The organism is Pseudoclavibacter soli DSM 23366 (genome assembly GCF_000423505.1).
GTDB lineage: Bacteria > Actinomycetota > Actinomycetes > Actinomycetales > Microbacteriaceae > Pseudoclavibacter_A > Pseudoclavibacter_A soli.
In genome coordinates this window covers 139338-157384 of record NZ_AUIC01000005.1, presented here as the reverse complement: position 1 = coordinate 157384, position 18047 = coordinate 139338, and the positions used below count along the sequence as shown (strand labels likewise).

General features: G+C 64.2%; 19 protein-coding genes and 2 tRNA genes. 10 read left to right on the top strand and 11 right to left on the bottom strand.

What is annotated here, in order from left to right; all coding sequences use genetic code 11:
• Nucleotides 1-11: 11 nt before the first annotated feature.
• A tRNA-Arg gene (locus tag G557_RS0105870) sits at nucleotides 12-87 on the top strand.
• A 23-nt stretch (nucleotides 88-110) separates the two neighbouring features.
• Here the strand turns inward: G557_RS0105870 and G557_RS13725 are convergent.
• The 3 genes from G557_RS13725 to G557_RS0105855 all read right to left on the bottom strand — a co-directional run bounded on the left by G557_RS13725 (nucleotide 111) and on the right by G557_RS0105855 (nucleotide 2566).
• Nucleotides 111-755, bottom strand: coding sequence for a C40 family peptidase (locus G557_RS13725; protein WP_084627037.1), 645 nt, complete (start codon nucleotides 753-755; stop codon nucleotides 111-113).
• A 67-nt stretch (nucleotides 756-822) separates the two neighbouring features.
• A complete protein-coding gene (locus G557_RS13340) occupies nucleotides 823-1608 on the bottom strand; it encodes a M23 family metallopeptidase (protein WP_169337748.1) in 786 nt (261 codons plus the stop codon).
• A 262-nt stretch (nucleotides 1609-1870) separates the two neighbouring features.
• Entirely contained in the window at nucleotides 1871-2566 is a 696-nt protein-coding gene (locus G557_RS0105855; RefSeq protein WP_028245307.1) for an iron-dependent transcriptional repressor DtxR, read from the bottom strand.
• A gap of 102 nt (nucleotides 2567-2668) precedes the next feature.
• On the opposite strand from G557_RS0105855, the gene serC reads away from it, so the two are divergent.
• Nucleotides 2669-3775, top strand: coding sequence for a phosphoserine transaminase (gene serC / locus G557_RS0105850; RefSeq protein ID WP_028245306.1), 1107 nt, complete (start codon nucleotides 2669-2671; stop codon nucleotides 3773-3775).
• On the opposite strand, the gene G557_RS12030 is transcribed toward serC, so the two are convergent.
• The gene (locus G557_RS12030; protein ID WP_051224732.1) at nucleotides 3746-4255 is read right to left on the bottom strand and encodes a DUF3027 domain-containing protein; all 510 of its coding nucleotides are present in this window, start codon (nucleotides 4253-4255) and stop codon (nucleotides 3746-3748) included. The genes serC and G557_RS12030 overlap by 30 nt on opposite strands.
• 13 nt (nucleotides 4256-4268) lie before the next feature.
• Complete coding sequence (locus tag G557_RS0105840) at nucleotides 4269-4652, bottom strand: cold-shock protein (RefSeq protein ID WP_028245305.1); 384 nt, start codon at nucleotides 4650-4652, stop codon at nucleotides 4269-4271.
• Between the two features lie 69 nt (nucleotides 4653-4721).
• On the opposite strand from G557_RS0105840, the gene G557_RS0105835 reads away from it, so the two are divergent.
• The 3 genes from G557_RS0105835 to G557_RS0105825 are packed head-to-tail and all read left to right on the top strand — an operon-like array spanning nucleotide 4722 to nucleotide 8072.
• The gene (locus G557_RS0105835; protein ID WP_028245304.1) at nucleotides 4722-4961 is read left to right on the top strand and encodes a hypothetical protein; all 240 of its coding nucleotides are present in this window, start codon (nucleotides 4722-4724) and stop codon (nucleotides 4959-4961) included.
• A gap of 4 nt (nucleotides 4962-4965) precedes the next feature.
• The gene (locus G557_RS0105830) at nucleotides 4966-6450 is read left to right on the top strand and encodes a helicase-associated domain-containing protein (protein ID WP_028245303.1); all 1485 of its coding nucleotides are present in this window, start codon (nucleotides 4966-4968) and stop codon (nucleotides 6448-6450) included.
• On the top strand, nucleotides 6438-8072 hold the full coding sequence (locus tag G557_RS0105825) for a DNA repair helicase XPB (protein WP_028245302.1): 1635 nt from the start codon (nucleotides 6438-6440) through the stop codon (nucleotides 8070-8072). The genes G557_RS0105830 and G557_RS0105825 overlap by 13 nt, the downstream gene beginning before the upstream one ends.
• A gap of 116 nt (nucleotides 8073-8188) precedes the next feature.
• On the opposite strand, the gene groL is transcribed toward G557_RS0105825, so the two are convergent.
• The 4 genes from groL to G557_RS12025 form a co-directional block, all read right to left on the bottom strand.
• Nucleotides 8189-9808 carry a chaperonin GroEL gene (gene groL / locus G557_RS0105820; RefSeq protein ID WP_028245301.1) on the bottom strand — a complete coding sequence of 540 codons (1620 nt, stop codon included), beginning with the start codon at nucleotides 9806-9808 and terminating at the stop codon, nucleotides 8189-8191.
• A 122-nt stretch (nucleotides 9809-9930) separates the two neighbouring features.
• On the bottom strand, nucleotides 9931-11073 hold the full coding sequence (locus G557_RS0105815; RefSeq protein ID WP_028245300.1) for a DUF3048 domain-containing protein: 1143 nt from the start codon (nucleotides 11071-11073) through the stop codon (nucleotides 9931-9933).
• Nucleotides 11074-11110: 37 nt separating this feature from the next.
• Nucleotides 11111-11746, bottom strand: a complete 636-nt coding sequence (locus tag G557_RS0105810) for a LytR C-terminal domain-containing protein (RefSeq protein ID WP_028245299.1) — start codon at nucleotides 11744-11746, stop codon at nucleotides 11111-11113.
• A 21-nt stretch (nucleotides 11747-11767) separates the two neighbouring features.
• Nucleotides 11768-12010: a DUF3263 domain-containing protein gene (locus G557_RS12025; RefSeq protein ID WP_051224730.1), complete on the bottom strand. Its 243-nt coding sequence runs from the start codon at nucleotides 12008-12010 to the stop codon at nucleotides 11768-11770.
• Between the two features lie 86 nt (nucleotides 12011-12096).
• Between G557_RS12025 and msrB the strand changes: the two genes are divergently transcribed.
• The 5 genes from msrB to G557_RS0105780 all read left to right on the top strand — a co-directional run bounded on the left by msrB (nucleotide 12097) and on the right by G557_RS0105780 (nucleotide 16757).
• Entirely contained in the window at nucleotides 12097-12516 is a 420-nt protein-coding gene (gene msrB, locus G557_RS12020) for a peptide-methionine (R)-S-oxide reductase MsrB (RefSeq protein ID WP_036961494.1), read from the top strand.
• Complete coding sequence (locus G557_RS13335; RefSeq protein WP_051224728.1) at nucleotides 12503-13762, top strand: sensor histidine kinase; 1260 nt, start codon at nucleotides 12503-12505, stop codon at nucleotides 13760-13762. The genes msrB and G557_RS13335 overlap by 14 nt, the downstream gene beginning before the upstream one ends.
• Nucleotides 13759-14421, top strand: coding sequence for a response regulator (locus G557_RS0105790; RefSeq protein ID WP_028245298.1), 663 nt, complete (start codon nucleotides 13759-13761; stop codon nucleotides 14419-14421). Before G557_RS13335 ends, G557_RS0105790 begins: the two co-directional genes overlap by 4 nt.
• A 96-nt stretch (nucleotides 14422-14517) precedes the next feature.
• Entirely contained in the window at nucleotides 14518-15318 is an 801-nt protein-coding gene (locus G557_RS0105785) for an ABC transporter ATP-binding protein (RefSeq protein ID WP_084627033.1), read from the top strand.
• Nucleotides 15315-16757, top strand: a complete 1443-nt coding sequence (locus G557_RS0105780) for an FtsX-like permease family protein (protein ID WP_051224726.1) — start codon at nucleotides 15315-15317, stop codon at nucleotides 16755-16757. The genes G557_RS0105785 and G557_RS0105780 overlap by 4 nt, the downstream gene beginning before the upstream one ends.
• Nucleotides 16758-16987: 230 nt before the next feature.
• Here the strand turns inward: G557_RS0105780 and G557_RS0105775 are convergent.
• Together G557_RS0105775 and G557_RS12010 are read right to left on the bottom strand one after the other, a co-directional pair.
• Nucleotides 16988-17063 (bottom strand) — tRNA-Thr (locus G557_RS0105775).
• Between the two features lie 54 nt (nucleotides 17064-17117).
• Complete coding sequence (locus G557_RS12010) at nucleotides 17118-17993, bottom strand: DsbA family protein (protein WP_169337747.1); 876 nt, start codon at nucleotides 17991-17993, stop codon at nucleotides 17118-17120.
• Nucleotides 17994-18047 lie beyond the last annotated feature (54 nt).

Below are 18047 nucleotides of genomic sequence, written 5' to 3'. Positions count from 1 at the left end.
ATCGCTGGTGAGCCGCCGTAGCTCAGTGGATAGAGCGACAGTTTCCTAAACTGTGCGTCGCGAGTTCGATTCTCGCCGGTGGCACCAACCTGCGAGGCTTCTCAGAGGCCTCAGCCGATGTGCGAGTAATACGGCGTGCCGTAGACCGGAGCCACAACCGTGCCCACACCAGGCTTGGAGGCATGCACCATCATGCCGTTGCCAATGTAGATGCCGATATGGCTGCTGCCATAAACCACAAGGTCACCGGGCACTGGTGTGGTGGTGCGAGTGCCCGCCGCCCCCTGAGCACCTGATGTGCGCGGCAACTGGATGCCGTTCTGTGCGTAGACCCACTGCACAAAGCCTGAGCAGTCCCAGCCGGACGGCGACGCACCGCCCCAGACATAAGGCACACCGACATATGCAAGACCGGTGGCTACGATGCCCTGTGCCCCTGCGCCTGTGCCATCAACCACAGCAATGGCTGCATTACTTGTTGTCGAAGATGCTGCCCGAGTAGAGGAAGAATTGCTCGTCGTGGTGGTTGTCACCGGAACCTCAACGACCGGAGTCTCAGCACCGACGCTGCCGCTGCCGGCCACATTGACTGCGCTGGCACCAGCGTGAAGCTCTTGGGCGCTGTAGCCGGTCTGGACGGCCTGCTCGACCTCCGCAGCTTGAGAGGGCACAGCAGTGGCAAAAACCAGAGCGCCCGAAACCAAGACGGTGGCGAATGTGCTGGACAGTTTCACTGCAGGCGTTCTCTTCAGCATCTGTTCAGTATAGCGCACATGGCCTGAATCGCATTGAGTCGACTACCTCAGAACAACATGTGAGGCTTCAAGCACACCCTGGAAGGACGTACGCACCATGAGCGCTGAGCCAATTGAGCCCGTCGATGGTCTCTCCGCCGACACCCGGATAGACGCTATCGCCACCGTTGAGCCGCATCTCGAAATGTAGGTGATTACCTGTCGACTGCCCCTCGCTAGCAACCGCGGCGATCACATCTCCGGTGCGCACAGTATCGCCCTCTTTGACCTGAACAGAGTCAAGCGTCTCATGCAGATAGAAGCTGTCGATCTGGGTGCCATCTGAAAGATAGGTGCGAACCTGCACCGTGGGGTTGGCATTCACCAGGCCGACACTGATCACGGTGCCCGACATGGCAGCAACAATCGTGGTGCCGTAGGGCGCAGCCATGTCAACACCGTTGTGCTGACGCCCCCAGCGCGCGCCTGGGCGGGATGTGACGGTGTAGCTGCCGGCTGGCAGCGGGATGACATAGTCAGTGCCTTCGGGTACGACATTTTCGTCGAGTGTGCACGCACGCCCAGAAGTCAACCGCGCCACAGCGCGAGCCTCTGCCCCGACCGACGACGCGTCGGTGGCCGAGACCAAACCAGAGGAGCCGGTGAGCGCTTGGGGCTCAAGTGCACCCGTGGCCACAAGTTCAGCTTCACGGTCTGCGAACTCTTGGTAATCTGCACTGCTCAGATCTACGGTGGCCGACACGGATGGCGAAACAGCATAGGCCGGAACGGCTGTCGTGAACCCTAAACCGAAAGCGATGAGCACACCGGTGACTGCTTTGGCCTGGGGAGAACGGAACAGCGTGGACCGCATGGAGGCAGCCCTGCGAGGAGCAGTTTGCGAGGCTGCGGTCGAGGAACGAGTTGTCGAACGCTGCTGTGCGCGAGCTGGACGATGGGCAACTGCGCAAATGCGAGAGGTCGCTTCATGAACCTGCTGGTCGCGAAGTGCACGCAGTTGTCTGCGTGTCATCGGCTGCTCGGTCATCGGCGTAAAAAGTTCCTCTGTGCATGTGGGCCACCAGAAAAAGATGGCCCAAGGGTCAGTTTAGCCGACCCAGAAGAGGGCGATCTAGTCAGTGATCCGCAACGAAGATATGCGTCGCAATCTCAGGCGCGAGCTCAAGCCCCTCGTCGCGGCCCTCGACTTTGATGCGCGTGTACTCTCCTACTGGCTCGAGGCTCACCTCGGCGTCTGGCACGAGACCCACGTCATGAAACTGCTTGAGCAACTCGGGATCGAACTGCACGGGCTCGCCCATGCGTCGAATGGGGCGCACCAGCGGCGCACCGGCAGAGCGAGCCAGAGAGTAGATGTCGATGACTCCGTGGCGAAAGTCGTCGTTCTCGGGCAGCCCCAGCTCTTCGAGCCCGGGAATCGGATTGCCATAAGGACTTTCGTCGAGGCGGCTGATCAGCGGGATGATGCGACGTTCGACGTCTTCGCTCATCACGTGCTCCCAGCGGCAGGCCTCTTCGTGGACGAGATCCCAGTCAAGCTTGATCACATCAGAGAGCAGGCGCTCGGCCAGACGATGCTTGCGCATGACACGCACTGCTTTGGCACGGCCCTCTGGCGTCAGCTCGAGGTGGCGATCGCCACTCACGATGACCAGCCCGTCGCGCTCCATGCGCGAGACCGTCTGTGACACCGTGGGCCCTGAGTGCCCGAGGCGTTCAGAGATGCGCGCGCGCAGCGGCACGATGCCTTCCTCCTCGAGTTCGAGGATGGTGCGCAGGTACATCTCGGTGGTATCGATCAGATCGGTCACAGAACACTCCTTCTCGCCCGACTCTCCCCAGAAGAGACAACGTGGTTAGTGTAGCCTAAATTCCCGCATGCCTGACTAGTCTCCAGCGAGTACCATAGTCGCATGGCCTCGATCGACATTCCCACAGACCTCCTGCCTCTCGACGGACGATTCGGCTCGGGGCCGAGTCGCATTCGCGACGCGCAACTCGACGCGCTCCACGCCAGCGGCCATTCACTGCTCGGCACATCGCATCGCGCTGCCCCGGTAAAGAACTTGGTCGCGCACATCCAAGAGCTGCTCGCCGATCTTTATGCGCTGCCCGACGGCTATGAGGTGGTGCTCGGCCTCGGCGGTGCCAGCGTCTTCTGGGACACTGCTGCCGCAGGCCTGATCGAACGACGCAGCCAGCATGTGGTCATCGGCGAGTTCTCGGGCAAGTTCGCCCGGGCAGCGAGCGCGCCATGGCTCGAATCACCCAGCCTCATCGAGGCCCCCGCCGGCACTTCAGCCACAAACATCGCCGAAGAGGGCGTCGACGTCTACGCCTGGCCGCAGAACGAGACCTCGACAGGCGTTCAGCTGCCCGTGACTCGCGTCGCCGCAGACGGCCTGAGTGTGGTCGACGCCACATCAGCGGCCGGTGGCACACAGGTCGACGCCACGCAGTTCGACGCATATTACTTCTCACCGCAGAAGAACCTCGGCAGCGAAGGCGGGCTCTGGGTGGCACTGCTTTCGCCAGCTGCCGTCGAACGAGCTGCCCGCATCGCTGCCAGCGATCGGTTCATCCCGGCGGCGCTCTCGCTACAGGGTGCCATCGAGAATTCGCGCAAGCAGCAGACGATCAACACCCCGGCGATCGCCACCCTGTTTCTGCTCGAACAGCAGCTGCAGTGGCTCAGTGACAATGGGGGGCTTGCTTGGGCAAATGCGCGCACTCGCGAGTCTTCAGATCTGCTCTATGCCTGGGCCGAGTCACACGAGCACCTGTCGCCGTTCGTCGGTGACCCCGCTGACCGCTCGCAGGTGGTTACCACGATTGATCTCGACGAGCGCTACGATGCGGCCGAGATCAATCGCATTCTGCGTGAAAACGGCGTGGTCGACATCAATTCGTACCGCAAGCTTGGTCGCAACCAGCTGCGAGTGAGCACCTTCGTGGCCATCGACCCCGACGAGGTGCGCAGACTCATCGCCTCACTCGACTACGTGTTCGATCGCCTCTGAGCTGTCGGTCGGCTGGCCCGACTGAGCCTCGTCTGACGCCTCTGCCGCCTCTGGCGCCAGAGCTTCGTGGGGCACACTCTCGCCGTCAGACGCTGCCTCAGTATCAGACGCAGCTTCAGCATCTTCGGGTGACTCTTCGTCAGGCTGCTCGGCGCGAGCCGCCTTGTATTCGGCAAAACGCTCAGACCAAGGCACCCAGGCAGGTGGCACGAGCGCACCTTCGCCGGGCAGCAGCCCGACTTCGAGCACCGTGGGGATGGCCGAGGCATCGGCCCGACCCATCACTGCGGCCCACTCCCAGTGCGGGTACCCCGGCACATCAGAGGCAAAGCGCAGAGTGCACGCGTTGGGGTCGGCCTCAGCTTCGGCGCGCAGAAGCGCACCGATCTGCCTGGCATCGGCGATCTCTTGCAACGCAGCCTGTGCCAAAGGAGCCTGATCGATGAAGGCCTGCAGGTCTTGTGCGTGTTCGTCTGCCATTGCGGAGTCGGCCTCAGACATCGAGTTCGTCCGCAACCTTGCGCAGCACTGCCGCGACTTTGCGTGCGTGCGCATCAGACGGGTAGCGACCATGTTTGAGCCCACCACCGATGCCGTCGAGCAGTTTGATGAGGTCTTCGACCACGATCGCCATGTCTTCAGCAGGGCGTCGACGCTGTTTGACGACGCTCACCGGCGCGTCGAGCACACGCACTGAAAGCGCCTGCGCGCCACGCTTGCCCTCGGCAATGCCGTACTCGAGACGAGTGCCAGCTCGCAGCGCGGTAACACCCGCGGGCAGCGCAGAGGCATGCAGGAACACCTCCTGACCATCGTCGGAGGTGATGAACCCGAAGCCCTTGTCTTCGTCAAAGAACTTCACTTTTCCGGTTGGCATCGCACTTCTCTCTTGAACATTCGGTGATCGGCCTGCGCACTTGTGTCGTGCGAGAAGTATTCTATAAGGATGACCCCGCAAGAGACACCCCGCACCTCTCGTCTCGAGACCATACTCGGAGCCATGGCGACGGGGGTCATCCTGCTCTCGGTGATCTGCATATTGCTCACCTTTTTCGCACCGACGCTAGCAGGCTCGGCTGCGCCGATCGTAGAGAGCATCCCCCTGATCGGCCTGCCCATAGGCATGCTGCTGCTGGTGGGGCTGACTGTCGCCACCATCGTCAGACGGCGCAGAGAGCAGTCGTGATGCCATGAGCACGACGATGACCTACGTCGATGCCCTGCTTTCTCTCGACACCGATTCGCTGACCAGAACGGTCACGCTGTCTCGCCTGCCGACCACACACCCGGCCGACATCTATGACCTCGCAACGCGCCTGGCACATCCTGAAGCCATTGCACGCCGAGCAGAGCACTTGAGCGCAGACGATCTGCATGCGTTGGCAACCGGCTCCCCGGCGGGTGCAGCTGCCAACGCGCTGCTGCTCGCCGACCACACCGGCAACGCCCTGCCCACTGTGCGTGAGACCGTGGGCAGCCTGCTCGAAGAAGTTTCACCCGACCAGCCGAGCACAGCAGACCTCTCCGAGACCGCACCCGAGCCCTGGCACGCGGTCACTGCACTGCAATCGCTGCTGCTCACCTGGCATGGGCACCTCGTGCCGGTCACCAGCAGCGGGCATGTGCCGGTCTCTGCCCTCGCTGACCCCGCTCGAGTGCTCGATCTCGAGCCCGGAGCGCTCGCGCAGCTCTCCGCCATCGCACAGCAGGCCGGCCTGCTGTGCCCGGTCGACGGTGGGCTTGCTGTCACGAGCCGAGCCGACGACTGGCTCGTCCTGCCCACGGTCGATGCCTGGCGCACACTGGCCGATACTGCGGCTGATGACGATCTGGCCACCATCGCACGCACAGACGCCGGCGGTGCGGGCGCGCTCGCACTGATCGGCGCTGCACAGCGGCGCTGGCCACTCGGCGGACGGTGGCTCTCACGCAAACTGACCGACCAGCTCGCGCAATGGCGCACCTTGGGCCTTCTCGACGCTCACGGTGCGTTCACCGCGACTGGCGCCGCCTGGCTGAACCGCGATGAGGCAGCGCTTGCCGACATTGCAGAAAGCTGGCCCGCCGTCACCGAGTACGGCTACCTCTACAACCACCTCGAGCTGCTCGTGCCCGGCTTGTTGCCGCCACGCCTGGCTCGCCGCCTGCGGCTGCTTGCCGACCCAGTGCGACTCGTTGAGACCCACACCTACCAAGTGAGCCCTTCCAGCGTGCGGCGTGGGCGAGCCCACGGGCTGAGTGTGGGCGAAATTCGCGAGTTTCTCGCCTCACTGCTGCGAGGCGACCTGTCACAACCGCTGCAGTACGTGCTCGATGCCGAGGATCATGCGCCCGCGCCAACGGCGGCGCGCCCACCGGCACTGCCCGAGATCACCTCTGGCTCGGCTCCCAGACGCAGCGCGACTGCGCTACGGGCCCACGAGCTCGTCGACGGGTACCGTAACGCCGACGATGACGAACGGCGCCAAGGCGTACTGACCTGGGCGCTGCGCGAACATGCGCCCGTGCGCCTGACCGTGCGGTCTCGAGACGTCGAACGCACCATGACTCTCGAGCTGACCGGTGTCAGCGGCCCGCGCGTTCGCGGGCGAGAGCCCGGCTCCGAGCTCGAACGCACTATCCCGATGAGCGCAGTCACACAGATCACCCCTGAGGAGGACACATGGGACCGCTGATCGTGCAGAGCGACCGAACCGTATTGCTCGAACTCGACCATCCTCAATCAACCGAGGCACGGCAGGCGATCGCCGGATTCGCCGAGCTGGAGCGCGCTCCGGAGCATGTGCACACCTATCGCATCACCCGCATGGGGCTGTGGAATGCAGCGGCGGCAGGGGTCACCGCCGACGACATAATTTCGACGCTCGAGCGCTACGCAAAGTTCGCCGTACCCGACACCGTCACCCGGGCAGTTACCGACGCCATCAGCCGCTACGGTCAGCTCGAGATCATTCGCGACCGCGAACAGCGCCTAGTGCTCACTTCGAAACAACCCCGCCTGCTCACCGAGGCGGCCGGCCACAAGCGGGTTGCCGCTCTGCTGACCGAACGCGTCGACGAAGCGCACTGGCTCGTGCAAGAGTGGGCTCGCGGGCAGCTCAAACAAGAGTTGCTGAAGATCGGCTGGCCCGCCGAAGATCACGCCGGGTACACCGAGGGCGATCCTTTTCCCACACAGCTCGTCGAAGACGACTGGCACCTGCGCCCGTATCAGCGCGATGCCGTCGATGCCTTCGCAGCCGGAGGCTCAGGCGTGATCGTGCTGCCCTGCGGTGCGGGCAAGACCGTTGTGGGCGCCGGCAGCATGGTGGCGCTCGGGCGCAAGACACTGATCTTGGTGACCAATACGCTCGCAGCACATCAGTGGCGCGACGAGCTGTTGCGTCGCACCTCGCTGACTCCCGATGATATCGGCGAGTACTCGGGCGAGACCAAGCTGATCGCGCCGGTCACCATCGCCACGTATCAGATGCTGACTGCTCGCCGGCAGGGGCACTACACACACTTGGGTCTGCTCAGCGCCGAAGACTGGGGCCTGATCATATATGACGAAGTGCACCTGTTGCCCGCGCCGGTGTTCAAGCTCACCGCCGAGCTGCAGGCGCGCCGCCGCCTCGGCCTCACTGCGACACTGGTGCGCGAAGACGGCAAAGAGTCAGACGTGTTCTCGTTGATCGGCCCCAAGCGCTACGAGGCACCCTGGCGCGATATCGAGGCGCAGGGGTATATCTCCCCGGCAGACTGCGTCGAGGTGCGCGTGCGCCTGACCGAGACCGAGCGCGACCGCTACGCCATGCTCGACGACGCCGAGCGATACCACGCCACGGCGTTAGCCGAGGCCAAGTCGAGTGCGGTGACTCACCTGCTGGCACAGCATGCCGACGCCCCGACCTTGGTCATCGGACAGTACCTTGACCAGCTCGAGCAGGTTGCTGAGGCCAACGACCTGCCGCTGATCACCGGCAAAACGTCGACTGCTGAGCGAGAGCGTCTGTTTGAGGGCTTCCGCAACGGCGAGATCGGCGCTTTGGTGGTATCAAAGGTTGCCAACTTCTCGGTTGACCTGCCGGATGCCCGGGTCGCCATTCAGATCTCAGGAGCGTTCGGCTCGCGGCAAGAAGAAGCCCAGCGACTCGGGCGCATTCTGCGCCCGAACAGTGACGGCTCACGTTCGTTGTTCTACAGCGTGGTGGTGGCAGACACCGTCGATCAGGATTATGCGCTCGCTCGACAGCGATTCCTGAGCGAGCAGGGGTACTCGTATCGCATCGTCGACGACACCGAACTCGCCGACTGACCCCCTCCCCCGCTCAGGCGCACTCACCAGACGCTTCGCACAGACAGAGGCCCCGATGCAGCTTGCGCTGCCTCGGGGCCTCTGTGATGCGCCTGTGATCAGTCGCTGACCTCAGATTAGAAGTCCATGCCGCCGGTGGGGTCGGCAGCAGCTGCCGGAGCAGCCTTCTCGGGCTTCTCGGCGACAACTGCCTCGGTGGTCAGGAACAGACCGGCGATCGAAGCGGCGTTCTGCAGCGCCGAACGGGTCACCTTGACCGGGTCGGCAATGCCAGCGGCCAGCAGGTCGACATACTCACCGGTGGCTGCGTTGAGGCCCTCGCCCTGCTTCAGGGTCGAGACCTTCTCGGCGACCACACCGGGCTCGAGGCCCGCGTTGACGGCGATCTGCTTCAGCGGAGCGGTCGCGCCCTTGCGCACGATCGCTGCGCCGGTGGCCTCGTCGCCGACGAGGTCGAGGGTGTCGATAACCTTCGAGGCCTGGATCAGAGCCACGCCGCCGCCGGCGACGATGCCTTCTTCTGCCGCAGCCTTGGCGTTGCGCACGGCGTCTTCGATGCGAGCCTTGCGCTCCTTGAGCTCGGGCTCAGTGGCAGCGCCGACCTTGATGACGGCCACGCCGCCCGAGATCTTCGCCAGACGCTCCTGCAGCTTCTCGCGGTCGTAGTCAGAGTCGGTCTTCTCGATTTCGGCGCGAATCTGCTGTGCACGGCCATCGATCTGTGCCTTGTCGCCAGCACCCTCGACGATGGTGGTCTCGTCTTTGGTGACGACGACCTTGCGTGCGCGACCCAGCAGGCTGAGGTCGGCGTTCTCGAGCTTGAGGCCGAGCTCTTCAGCGATGACCTGGCCACCGGTCAGGATGGCGATGTCGTTCAGGATGGCCTTGCGACGGTCGCCGAAGCCCGGAGCCTTGACGGCAACCGACTTGAAGATGCCGCGAATCTTGTTGACGACCAGCGTCGCCAGAGCTTCGCCCTCGACGTCTTCGGCGATGATGAGCAGCTCTTTGCCAGCCTCGCGCACCTTGTTGAGCACGGGAACCAGGTCGTTGATGCTCGAGATCTTCGAGTTGACGATCAGGATGTAGGGATCTTCGAGCACTGCCTCTTGGCGCTCGGGATCAGTGATGAAGTACTGCGAGAGCACGCCCTTGTCGAAACGCAGGCCCTCGGTGATCTCGAGGTCGATGCCGAAGGTGTTCGACTCTTCGACCGTGACCACGCCCTCTTTCGAGACGGTGTGGATGGCCTTGGCGATGATCTTGCCGATCTCGGGGTCGCCCGCAGAGATCGATGCGGTGGCAGCGGTCTCTTCTTCGGTCTCGACCTCTTTGGCGTTGCTCAGCAGATCGGCGACAACAGCGGCAACAGCCTTGTCGATGCCGCGACGCAGCGCGACCGGATCAGCACCGGCTGCGACGTTGCGCAGGCCCTCGCGCACGAGCGCCTGGGCGAGCACGGTAGCCGTGGTGGTGCCGTCGCCAGCAACGTCATCGGTCTTCTTGGCGACCTCTTTGACGAGCTCGGCGCCGATCTTCTCGTACGGATCTTCGAGCTCAATCTCTTTGGCGATAGAAACGCCGTCGTTGGTGATGGTGGGTGCGCCCCACTTCTTCTCGAGCACGACGTTGCGGCCGCGAGGGCCGAGCGTCACCTTGACGGTGTCAGCCAAAATGTTCAAGCCGCGCTCAAGGCCGCGGCGAGCTTCTTCTTCAAAGGCGATGATCTTAGCCATGAAAACTCGTCCCTTCTGGACATTAGTGTCTACTTCGTTGGCACTCGCGCTTCACGAGTGCCAACTACATAATTAGCACTCACCCCTGACGAGTGCAAGTCTCATGACGTTGTGCGAGCCACTCACTGAGCAGCGCTGGGCAAGGCTTCCGTCGGCGTCGCAACCCGGCCATCCACCGTTGCGGTGCCATTGGTCTGCGGTACCAGCGAGATCCAGGTATTGCCCGGGCTCAGCAGCACCTGCTGCGTGGTGCCAGCAGCCACCAGCACGAACGGCGACGTGGCGTCAGCCTTGCTCCAAGTGATGTCAATCACCTTGCCGTCTGAGAGCACATACCCGCTGCCAGACTGGCCATCGAGCAGGTACCGTGGCGACAGCCCCTTCGAGCCGAGATTGTAGGCATCGCCCATGGGCGACTGGATGACCACCAGGTTCGTTGCGGCAATCTGTTCGCTCACTGCCGATGACGCGTCATCTTCGGTGAGGGTGACGTCGGCCTGCCCGGCGGCAGTTGAGCGCACCCATTTGCCGAGGTCGGCAGACCACGCCCAGCTGCGCGGCGCGTCGGAGCCGACGGTGACCGAGAGAGATGTGAGGCTGTCACCCTGCTCGGCAGCCGTGCTCTGTTCACCCTGTTCGGCATATGAGTACTGCGCCGCCGGTGCGGTGGTCTGCTGATCTGCTGACAGTGCAGACAGCGCCGCTGATGGATCGGCGAAGAGGTTGTTCGGGGCTTTCTTGCCCCACGAGCTGTCTCGCTGCAGCACAGTGCCGTTGTTCTCGTCGATCTGCGTGGCATTCATACTGCCGATGATCGAGGCGAACTCGCTGTTGAGACCTGAATACACGAAGGCGCCGCTGATGGGCGAGACCACCGAAACGTCGGTGGGTCGAGCTGATCGCACAGGCCCGACGACCTTCGGCAGCTGAGAGTGGTAGACGGTCACATACCGAGTGATGTTGCCCTCGACCTGCTCTTCGTAGATGAGATCAGCCTTGTTCAGATTGACCTGCGGGCGAGCACCGTCAGCGGCGTTGGGAATCTTGACGGTCACCGCAGCGTGATCGAGTGAGCCCTGTTCGATCTCAACGCCGGTCAGTGGCGCATAGTAGTGCTGCTCTTCTGCCTGTGCTGTCTCGGAGGGCTGCGGCTCGTCTTGCTGCCGACTGCAGGCTCCCAGGCCAACGCCCAGCGTTGCGACCATTGCCGCAGCGGTGATCACGCGCGCCCAAGAACGTCGCTGACTGCTGTCGTTATGGGTCATGGAAATCTCCTTGCTCATGCTCTGCTGGCGGGTTCGATCATCGGTTGTATGTCGTGCCAAGCACCACGGAAAGCTGCGTGGTGCCGATGCTGCGCTGCACCGTGCCGCCAGCCAGCGAGAGCGCGTCGGCCAGTTGCTGTGCAGCATCAGCGTATGCGGCATCAGAGTAATAGACCACCGAGTTCGCCTGGCCACGCACCCCAGAAGGTGCGTTGGTTGTTGTGCTGACCGTCCAGCCGGCGGCCTTCACCTGTGCGGCAGCCGTTGCTGCCAACCCTGACCTGCTCGTGCCGTTGTACACGCCGACCGTCAGCGAATACGGGTCGACCGCTGCCGTGGTCTGCTCTGGCTCGGCGCTGGGCGTTGTCGTCTCGGTGGGCGAGGCGGTCTCGGTGGCGGTGGCATCTGCATCATCAGTAGCAGCCTCAGAAGCCTCAGTAGACGCCTCTGCCGATGCGGAGTCGTCGCTCGCCGCAACATACTCGTTGAAGACGCTGCCGTTACGAACGATCTGCAACGCTCCGTAGACTCCGGCGACCAACAGCGCGGTCACCACCAACGCACCAATCAGGATGCGCGCGCTGCGCCATCCTCGTTCGGCTGCGCGATGCGCACCGACCTTGTGCACCGATGACAGATCGTCAAACTCGTCTTGCGGATATTTCTGCGCCATAACGGCCATTCTCCCTTAATGTCACTCGCTTCGGGGCGTGGCACGTCGTGCAGCACCGGCGCGAACCAGGCGATTCATCAGTTCTGGGGCGGCGCGCACTGCCTCAGGGTGATGTCGCAACGAGAGCAGAATCTGCTGATATCTCGCCGCACTCATCGCAAACGTTTCGCGGATCGCCGCCGCTTTGCCCGCACGAGCGGGCGGCCATGCCTGTTCGAACTCAAGAATTCGCCGTTGCAGCGAAGTGAGCGGTTCGGCGGTCATAGGCGCAATTCTATGACCAGACTCGCAGCGGTAACGTCACAGGTGCCGCGTAGACTCGGTGCACGTCGAGAGAAAGCGAGCACCGCATGCCACACCATGACGACCGCCACTGGCGAGAGCGCCTCACCGACGACGAATATGCCGTGCTGCGTGAGGCCGCAACCGAGCGCCCCTGGACGGGCGCACTGCTCGACGAACAGCGCGAAGGCGTCTACCGCTGTCGCGCCTGCGGGGCCGAGCTGTTTCGCTCAACCACCAAGTTCGACTCCGGCTGCGGCTGGCCGAGCTTCTTCGACCCCGCCGAATCCAGCGCGGTCACTCTGCACCCCGACACGTCACTCGGCGTGCTGCGCACCGAGGTGCGCTGCGCCTCCTGCGGGTCGCATCTCGGTCATGTCTTTGCTGACGCCCCACAGACGCCCACTGGCGATCGCTACTGCATGAACTCCATTGCGCTGACCTTCGAGGCGGCAGCGCCCGGGGCCGACACCAGTGCCGGCGCCTAGCCGACTCGCCCGGCTCTACGCATGGGCCGATCAGCATCGCACCGCGCTCACTTGGGCGTGGGGAGCACTATGGGCTGCATTCGTCGCACTCATCGACATCGCCTCGGTCGGCCTCGGCACCAACGCCACCGTGCCTTGGCTGCTCTTGGCGGCAAGCGCACTCACCGCACCGATGTTCGCGGTGCGCCTGAAACATCCCGCATTGGCGCTGGGTCTGGCGTGGCTGAACGCGATATTGCAGATGGCCACGCTGTCGGTGGTTGCGTTCATGTCATCGGTGAGCATTCTGCTCACCCTCTTCTCGGTCAGCCGACACGCTGAGGGCCGCACCCGAAAAGCCGCAACAGCATCCGTCCCGGTCGGCGCTGCAATCGCCAGCGGCTACCTGACACTGGCCACCCTCGTACAGCCGGCTCTGCAGCAGAATGCGCTGCACAGCCCCGGGTACTCCCGCGTCATCTGGCAGGGTGAGGTCGCGTATCTGATGTTCGTGTCGTTCGCCCTCGGCTGCGCCTGGCTCGCCGGGCAGCTGATGCGCAGCCGCGACTCCTACCGGGCCAGCCGCACCCAGACGCGCGAGGCACAGCGCGAGGCACAGCGACAACGCGAGCGCACCGACCTCGCCCGCGACCTGCACGATGTGCTCGCGCACTCGCTGTCGGTGATGATCTCACTGACCGACGGCGTGCGCATCGGCACCCCCGATCTGCCCGAACGCTCGAGACAGGCACTCGACGAGGTGTCTGACACTGGTCGGCAGGCACTCGGTGACGTGCGCTCGTTCTTGGCCCGGCTGCGAGCCGAACAGCCAGACGAGCTCAGCGCCACCACCGTTGAGCAGCTGTGCGAGCGCATGCGCACCGCCGGGCTCGACGTCGCGCTGAGCACCACCGGGCGAGCACCCGAGCTGGCGACGCCGGGCTATGCGGCTACAGTGCGCATCCTGCGCGAGGCGCTGACCAACGCTCTGCGACACGGCGACACGACACAACCAGTGCAGCTGCTGCTCGACTGGGGCGAGACGATCACGCTGCAGGTCAGCAATGCGCGTCTGCTCGCGTCAGCGCTCGCGGGCGACAGCCGAGGGATGCCCGGGCACTGGGGCCTGACCGGCATGCAGGAGCGTGCCCAGTCGGCTGGTGGCACGCTCTCGGTGTCGCAGACCCCCACCACGTGGACCATCATCGCCCGGCTGCCGCGACATGCTGACGCTGCCGCAGCACCCATCGCAGAGGAGCACGCATGAGCGAACCCAACGCCACCCCAGCCACCAGCGTGCTGCTGGTTGACGACCAAGACCTCTTTCGCGCCGGGCTGGCCATGGTCATCGATGCCCAACCCGATTTCACCGTGATCGGTCAGGCCAGTGACGGCCAGGCCGCGATCGCGAGCGTCGCACGCCTGCACCCAGCTCTCGTGCTGATGGACATCCGCATGCCCGGCATCGACGGCATCGAGACCACCCGCCGCATCATCGCGCACTGCGCCGAGCCCAACGTGCCGCCGCCGCGCATCCTGGTGCTCACCACGCTCGACACTGAAGACGCCACCCGTCAGGCGCTGGCAGCCGGAGCCACCGGCTTCATGCTGAAGAACACCGAGCCGGAGTTTCTGCTGGCCGCGCTGCGCACTCTCGCCGCCGGCATGCACGTAATCGCCACCGCTCAGACGGTGAGTCTGCCCGAAGCCCCCAGTGCACCACCCGAGTTCGCCGAACTCACCGATCGCGAGCGCGAGGTCTTTCGCGCGGTCTCACATGGACTCAACAATCGTGAGATCGCGGCCACACTGTTTCTCGCCGAAGCCACGGTCAAAACCCACGTGACGGCGGTGTTGCGCAAGCTCGGCCTGCGCGATCGCGTGCAGCTGGTGGTCTACGCGTACCGACACGGGCTCGCCGACTGACCGCCAGCGGCGCGCCTGAGGTTAAGACTTTCGGATGAGTCAGCTGCGACCGATGCCTGATGTCTCAGTCGATCTGCCTCACATACCGTCGAAGGCATGAACACCACAATTGCCTCTGTTCCCACTCAGCCGCAGCGCGTCTCCGGGGTGCAGGCCCACGACCTCGTGCGCCGCTTCGGCAGCGGCGACTCTGCAGTAACCGCCATTGATCACGTCAGTCTGCATGTGCCGCCGGGCGAGTTCACTGCGATCATGGGCCCCAGCGGGTCGGGCAAGTCGACGCTCATGCACACCTTGGCCGGGCTCGACCGCCCCACCTCGGGTCATGTCGAGATCGATGGCATCGACCTCGGCACGCTCAACGACGACGCCCTCACTCGACTGCGCCGCGACCGCGTGGGCTTCGTCTTTCAGTCGTTCAACCTGCTGCCCACGCTCGATGTACGCGAGAACGTGCTGCTGCCATTTCTGCTCGCCGGCAAGCGCCCGAGCGGTGAAGACAGCGCACGCGCTGACCAGCTCATCGCACGACTTGGCCTCAGTGAGCGTGTGCGGCATCGCCCGGCGCAGCTGTCGGGCGGTCAGCAGCAGCGGGTGGCCATCGCGCGTGCCCTGGTCACTCGCCCTGCGGTGGTGTTCGCCGACGAGCCCACTGGCGCTCTCGACTCGCGCAGCAGCCGCGAGGTGCTCGATCTGCTGCGCAGCATGGCCGACGACCAGCGCCAGAGCATCGTCATGGTCACCCACGACGCTCTCGCCGCATCGCGCGCCGACCGGGTGATCATCTTGCAAGACGGCCGCATCGTGCAGCAGCTGCCGCGCACCTCCGCCGCCGAGATCTCACGGGTGATGCTCGCACTCGAGGCCGAGGGCGTCGACGCGGAGGTGGCACGATGAGTACCCGCTCCACACTCGGATCGGGCCTGCGCGCTGGTGAGTACAGCGCGGCTCTGATCGTCACTGCACTCTCCGCCGCATTCGGCACGGTGCTCGTTGGTGCGGCCGATGCCATCGTCACCTCGATGCGTGCCAACGGGTTCGACCAGCTCACCGAGGTGCGCACCGTGCTCGGGGTGATGACGTGGATCTTCCTCGGCATCGCTCTGTTCGTGGGCGCTATCGTGACAGTCAACACGTTTGCCACCATCATCGCCGGACGAGCCCGCCGGCTGGCACTGCTGCGTCTGCTGGGAGCCTCCAGCGCATCCTTACGCCGCAGCATCGCACAGGAGGGTTTGATCGTTGGTCTCGCCGGTGCGGCACTTGGTTGGCTGGCTGGTGCTGCCCTGTTGCAGGGAGGCCTCGCCGCCGCCCACACCTGGTGGGGGCTGCCGGTGCAGACGACGACACCATGGTTCATCACCGATGCGATCGCGCCTGCGGTTGCCGCAGCGCTGGTCACTCTCGTCTCTGCCTGGCTCGGCTCGCGCCAGATTCTCGGCATCTCGCCCATTCAGGCCTTTGGGTCGGCGCAGGCGGCAACTGAATCCGGGTCAGACGCGCGCAGCAGCCGCACTCGCGTGGTGATCGCGGCCTTGATCGCGGTGCTGGGTCTCGGCATGCTCGCGCTCGGAGCCAAGATGGGGCTGCACAGCCTCGACCAAGCACAGGCAGGGCTGCCGATCGCTTTCTTCGGCGGCGTGCTCACGGTGACCGCACTCGTGCTTGCAGCCGATCGCGTGCTGCCGCCGCTGATGCGCATCGCTCCGGGCATCACCGGAAGCGCCGACCTGCTGGCCGCCCGCAACGCTCGTCGTGCACCCCGTCGCAGTTCGCGGAGTGCACTGGGCATCCTCATCGGTGTCGGCCTGGTCACCATGTTCGCCGTGGCCGCGTACACCTATCAGGACACGCTCACCGCCTACGCCACACAGCAGCGCGAGCTGAGCGCCGAAGATCTGGCCCTGTTCGCCGACTCCATGCGCCAGGTGCTGTTGGTGTTCTTGCCGCTCGTGGGCTTCTCTGCGCTGATCGCCGCGGTTGGCATGGTGAATACGCAGGTGCTGGCCACCGTGCAGCGCCAACGTGAGATCGGTCTGCTGCGCGCACTCGGCCTGACCCGGCGGCAGACATTGTGGATGCTCACTGCAGAAAGCGCCCGATCTGCGGTTGTCGCCGTGGTCGTCGGGCTGCTGCTCGGCATCGGTTTCGGATGGGTGGGTGCGCTCGCCAGCATGGGTGAGATCATGCGCAAGACTTCGCTTTGGCCCACGGTGCCATGGCAGCTGGTGGCCAGCGCACTCGCCGGTGCCCTGCTGCTCAGTGCGGTCTCAACCCTGGCCGCGAGTCGGCGGGCTCGTCGTGTCACCCCGCTCGACGCAATCGCCGCCGAGTAACTGGATGCAGCCGACGCGATGTCGGCAGCTGCTGCGCAATGTCTGCACGACACGCCAGCGAGCTGCCGACATCGTGTTGTGTCTGCGGATGTTTTGCTCTGACCCGTTCGAGGCGCACAGTGTCGGTGTTTTGTCTAGGAATTGCACGCATATTGCACGGGCTCGTTCATCGTGCAGGTGAGCCATGGGGCCGATGTGCATTTGTCCCCTTGGCCGCAGGGGAGAAACAGTGGAGCCGACTGCGGGGCTCGAACCCGCCACCTCCTGTTTACAAGACAGGTGCTCTACCAGATGAGCTAAGTCGGCCAGTCTCCGTCACCGGAGCCTGCAATAGTCTACAGGTCGGTGACGGAGGCTCGCTCACTCGCCGGCGTTCGGGTCGATGCCCTTGGCCTCGAGTAGGTCGTTCACATAGTCAGGGAAGTCGCTGTACAGCGTGTCAGACGACTGCGCAGTGGAGTTCCACGCCTCGCCGTTGACGGTCACATAAGGCGTGCCGTTCTCAGCGGCAGGCGATGCCTTGGTCGCCGCGGCGACCCAACTCTTGAACTCGCCCGAGCGAATCGAGTCTTCGACCTTCTGCTGCAGGTCGGCGTTGTCATCGCCAATGGCCTCGCGCGCATACTGCACGAGCTCGTCTTCGGTCAGCCCCGCGGTGTTCTCTTCAGGCTTGACATCGGTGTCGAACAGGCGCGACTGGAAGGTGATGAAGCTGTCGGGTGCATAGTTGGCCACCGACGCCGCAGCAGCCGCAGCACGAGTCGAGTAGTTTGTGCCCTGCGACAGGCGGTCGAGAATCTCAACCGGGTGGTACACCACATCGATGTTGCCAGCCGACACCTGCGTAGTGATGTACTGACCATTCGTCAGCTCGAACTGCTGGCAGTAGGGGCACATGAAGTCGAGGTACACATCGACGACGATATGATCGTCAGCCGACTCATAGGCGACCGGGTCGCTGCCCGACTCGCGGGCGTCGGTGAGCACGGGCGTGAGCCCCGTGGTGAACGCGATGCCATCGCTCTGCATGTTGGCTGGCATTGCGGCAGGCTTCGTCAAAGTGGTCACGAGCAGTGCGACGGCCGCCACCACTGCGATGACGCCCACCACGACAGAGCTCTGGATGATCAGCCGCTTGCGCTTTTCGCGCCGATGCTGCTCTTCACGCAGCGCCTTGGCCTTCTCGCGAGCGGCCTGACGTCGCTCGTTCTTGGTCGTCGGGGTCTTGTCGGTCATGTCTTCCTCAGCCATTTCGGTTGTCATTGCAACTATGTGCCCTACTCGCGTGGG

Excerpts from the sequence above, each read along its gene's own strand:
- G557_RS0105840 (WP_028245305.1), bottom strand. The coding sequence starts at position 4,652 with ATGCCAACCGGAAAAGTGAAGTTCTTTGACGAAGACAAGGGCTTCGGG.
- G557_RS0105810 (WP_028245299.1), bottom strand. The coding sequence starts at position 11,746 with ATGGCGCAGAAATATCCGCAAGACGAGTTTGACGATCTGTCATCGGTG.
- G557_RS13340 (WP_169337748.1), bottom strand. The coding sequence starts at position 1,608 with ATGCGGTCCACGCTGTTCCGTTCTCCCCAGGCCAAAGCAGTCACCGGT.
- G557_RS0105790 (WP_028245298.1), top strand. The coding sequence starts at position 13,759 with ATGAGCGAACCCAACGCCACCCCAGCCACCAGCGTGCTGCTGGTTGAC.
- msrB (WP_036961494.1), top strand. The coding sequence starts at position 12,097 with ATGCCACACCATGACGACCGCCACTGGCGAGAGCGCCTCACCGACGAC.
- G557_RS0105815 (WP_028245300.1), bottom strand. The coding sequence starts at position 11,073 with ATGACCCATAACGACAGCAGTCAGCGACGTTCTTGGGCGCGCGTGATC.
- G557_RS12010 (WP_169337747.1), bottom strand. The coding sequence starts at position 17,993 with ATGACCGACAAGACCCCGACGACCAAGAACGAGCGACGTCAGGCCGCT.
- G557_RS12030 (WP_051224732.1), bottom strand. The coding sequence starts at position 4,255 with ATGGCAGACGAACACGCACAAGACCTGCAGGCCTTCATCGATCAGGCT.
- groL (WP_028245301.1), bottom strand. The coding sequence starts at position 9,808 with ATGGCTAAGATCATCGCCTTTGAAGAAGAAGCTCGCCGCGGCCTTGAG.
- serC (WP_028245306.1), top strand. The coding sequence starts at position 2,669 with ATGGCCTCGATCGACATTCCCACAGACCTCCTGCCTCTCGACGGACGA.
- G557_RS0105785 (WP_084627033.1), top strand. The coding sequence starts at position 14,518 with ATGAACACCACAATTGCCTCTGTTCCCACTCAGCCGCAGCGCGTCTCC.
- G557_RS0105830 (WP_028245303.1), top strand. The coding sequence starts at position 4,966 with ATGAGCACGACGATGACCTACGTCGATGCCCTGCTTTCTCTCGACACC.
- G557_RS0105835 (WP_028245304.1), top strand. The coding sequence starts at position 4,722 with ATGACCCCGCAAGAGACACCCCGCACCTCTCGTCTCGAGACCATACTC.
- G557_RS12025 (WP_051224730.1), bottom strand. The coding sequence starts at position 12,010 with ATGACCGCCGAACCGCTCACTTCGCTGCAACGGCGAATTCTTGAGTTC.
- G557_RS0105780 (WP_051224726.1), top strand. The coding sequence starts at position 15,315 with ATGAGTACCCGCTCCACACTCGGATCGGGCCTGCGCGCTGGTGAGTAC.
- G557_RS13725 (WP_084627037.1), bottom strand. The coding sequence starts at position 755 with ATGCTGAAGAGAACGCCTGCAGTGAAACTGTCCAGCACATTCGCCACC.
- G557_RS0105825 (WP_028245302.1), top strand. The coding sequence starts at position 6,438 with ATGGGACCGCTGATCGTGCAGAGCGACCGAACCGTATTGCTCGAACTC.